The sequence below is a fragment of the Paraglaciecola sp. genome (genome assembly GCF_030730205.1).
Taxonomy (GTDB): Bacteria; Pseudomonadota; Gammaproteobacteria; order Enterobacterales; family Alteromonadaceae; genus Paraglaciecola.
Map to the genome: position 1 here is coordinate 1 of NZ_JANQVQ010000149.1, position 3,273 is coordinate 3,273.

Genomic DNA, 3,273 nt, shown 5'->3' on the forward strand with positions numbered 1-3,273 from the left:
TGCATTCATTACCGTCACTCGAAATATTTATTAACTCATGCTTGCACTGTGTATACATGTGTATATACTGTGCATATTGTATATACACAGAATTACAAAAATAGGGAAGTCTATGACCATTGGACTATTTCTATCCGCAACAGATAAAAAGCCCATGTATTTGCAGATTGTTGAGCAGGTAAGCAGCAAAGTGATGTTGGGAGATTGGCCTGCGGATATGCCACTGCCATCAATAAGAGAATTAGCAGCCGACACTTCGGTAAGTGTGATTACCGTGAAGCGAGCGTATCTAGAATTAGAACGCGCCGGTGTGATTGTCACTCAAGCAGGTAAAGGCTCGTATGTATCGGCTAATACCGATTTAAATCACACACTTAGAAAACAAGAATTTGAGCAAAAACTGGCAGAAACCATCGAACTTGCCAAGCAATTACAGATGAGTGATGCAGACATCATCAACTGTGTAGAACAACAATTACGTCAGCCTTAAATCCTAAGTAGGAAATAAAGCAGGGAGAACAACAATGCAAAATTATGCATTTGAAATGCGCGATGTATCGATTCGTTATCCGCATTTTAGTATGGAAAATCTAAATTTAAGCCTAGCTAAAGGTCAGGTAATGGGCTTGGTGGGCGTCAACGGTGCGGGTAAGTCGACCACTATTCGCATTTTAATGGGTTTAGTTAAAGCTGACGCAGGTACTGTTAAGGCTTTAGGCTATGACTTGCCCTCTCAGCAAGTTCTGGCCAAATACGACATTGGTTTTGCTTCAGACGATATGCGTTTATATAAGAGTCAAACCCTGCAATGGCACATTGACTTCATTCAAAGCATTTACCCTAAGTTTGATTCAAGTTACGCAAAAGAACTACTCAAACGCTTCGACTTAATTGCTGATCAAAAAATTAAAGGCATATCACATGGTCAGCGAGTCAAAGCATCGTTGCTGCTGGTACTCGCCAGAAGACCCAAATTATTAGTACTTGACGAGCCCACCACTGGACTTGATCCAGTGGCACGAGAAGAAGTGATATGTGAATTGGCTGACATACTACGTGACGATGAACGCAGTGTATTGTTTTCATCGCACAATACTCATGACATCGAAAAACTTTCCGATCAAATTGCCTTTTTAGATAGAGGACAGTTGCTGACTTTGCAGGACAAAGAGTCCTACTTAGAAAGTTGGGGGCGTTTTAGATGCCAAATAAACGAACAAAGCCAACAAACTATAGCAGGTGTAGTCAGCATAAAACGCAGTGGCCAAATTGCTGAGGTGGTTACCGATCAATGGTCGCCAGACTATGCCAAGCAACTGCAGCAAGGTGGCTTTAGCGTGTTAGAACAACATCGCATGTCACTGGAAGAAATCTTTGTTGCCAACGTAAAACGCAGCAGATAGGAGCGTATAAAATGACGATTAAAGCAAACAATATGCAAATGATTAAACGTCTGGTGTTTAAAGACTGGGAATTAATGAAAAAAGGCATCGCCGCCTACATGGTCGCTGGTATCGTGACCTTAGGCATAATGGGAATGGCAACTGCTATAAGCTTTAACATCGGCGCGACTCTGATGATAACGCTATTGATTGTAATAGGCGCTCGTTCGTCTATAGAATCAATCGTGAATGAAAAAAAAGACCAAACCCTTCCCTTTATCTTAAGCCTGCCCGTCACCGCACAAGACTACGCCTTTGCGAAATTGCTGTCTAATCTCGCGCTTTATGTCGTGCCATGGCTAATATTAGTTTTGGGCATGTTAGCGGTGATAGTCACTACCCCCATTTATAACGGTGTGATCCCCTTAGTCATTTTAGTCAGTGTTTACATACTGGCAGCCTATTGTTGTTATCTAGCGACCGCTTTACTGACTTATTCAGAGGGATACACCATTGCCGTCATGGTGGTCACCAATCTTCTATTAAACGGTTTTATCATTGTCATCCTTCGGCTACCCGAAATAAACCAAACACTTGAAGCCGCTACGGCAAGTTGGAATGCTACGTCATTGATGATTGTGGCGGCAGAACTTACTTTTATTGCAGTCGTCTTGTTTTTAACTAGCTACCTACAAAAACGAAAAACCAACTTTTTATAAGCCCCCACTCTATCAACTAGGAAAAATGACGATGAAACCACGTCAGGCCTCAACACGCCTGTATTATATGGATAACCTGCGGGCGCTAGCCATGTTAGCTGGGGTGTTTTTTCATGCGGCCTTAGGCTACAGCCCAATGATGCACTCGGTTTGGCCCAGTGCAGACCAACAAAACCATTGGTTATTTGATGTGTTTGCGTGGGGAATACACGTTTTCAGAATGCCAGTTTTTTTTGTCATGGCCGGATTTTTTTGCGCACTGCTACTGAATAAAAACGGCGGTAAAGTTTTTTTAAAAAACCGTTTGCTACGCATCGCACTGCCCATTGTTATATTTTTGCCCCTACTCAGTATTGCCACAATCTTCGTCATTCAATACGCCCTTGAACAGGTACAAAACAAAAATCCGTTTTTACATTTTATTCAAACGTCGATGGCATTGCCTGAACCACCCACGCCCCCCTTTAGCACCATGCATTTATGGTTTTTATACCACTTATTGTTCTTGTACCTGCTGGCTTACGCTATCCATATTTTGCAATGGCACAGCCTGACTAAATGGGTCACTTCACTGCAACCCACCAGCCTAGTTCTAGTGTTAATTACGACCTGTATACCCGCATTGTATGCGGTATCTGTGCCCTTCCCTGCCCCTGAATGGATTTTCCCAGCTCTATGGGCACTATGGTTTTATGGTTTGTTTTTTGCCTTAGGTTATGGCTTTTTTAGTAAAGCTAAGCTTATTGAACAATTTGAACAACGCTTAGCAACTTATTTGCTTATTGGTTTAATCAGTTACGTCATTTACTACTATTTATTGCCAAGAAACTTGCTGCCAGCAGACCAGCAACCACAAGGACTTTACAAGCTTGTACTAACTATGCTTGAAGCCATATGTGCGGTGCTATTGACCCTGAGTGCCGTGTTATATGCAAAACGTTTCTTAAATAGTAATAGTGTGTTTATGTGTTATGTAGCAAAGTTAAGTTACTGGGTGTACATCGTTCATCTACCCTTAATTTTCTATATTCAGTTTTTAATCATGGACTCAGAATGGCACTTAGTAATTAAATTTTTAGTCTCAAGTTTGGGCGCGCTTGCCATCAGCATACTCACCTTTCACCTGTTCGTATCGTGGTCATGGTTATCACACATCCTAGTCAGCAAAAGCA

Annotated in this window: 4 protein-coding genes; all 4 read left to right on the forward strand. The window is 41.9% G+C overall.

Going from position 1 to position 3,273, the window contains the following annotated elements:
• Positions 1-112 precede the first annotated feature (112 nt).
• On the forward strand, positions 113-490 hold the full coding sequence (locus NWQ57_RS10455; protein WP_306022097.1) for a GntR family transcriptional regulator: 378 nt from the start codon (positions 113-115) through the stop codon (positions 488-490).
• Between the two features lie 34 nt (positions 491-524).
• Entirely contained in the window at positions 525-1,403 is an 879-nt protein-coding gene (locus NWQ57_RS10460; protein ID WP_306022098.1) for an ABC transporter ATP-binding protein, read from the forward strand.
• Positions 1,404-1,414: 11 nt separating this feature from the next.
• Positions 1,415-2,101 carry an ABC-2 transporter permease gene (locus NWQ57_RS10465; RefSeq protein WP_306022099.1) on the forward strand — a complete coding sequence of 229 codons (687 nt, stop codon included), beginning with the start codon at positions 1,415-1,417 and terminating at the stop codon, positions 2,099-2,101.
• Between the two features lie 31 nt (positions 2,102-2,132).
• Positions 2,133-3,273 (forward strand): acyltransferase family protein (locus NWQ57_RS10470; protein WP_306022100.1); only part of this gene is annotated, 1,141 nt, incomplete at its 3' end.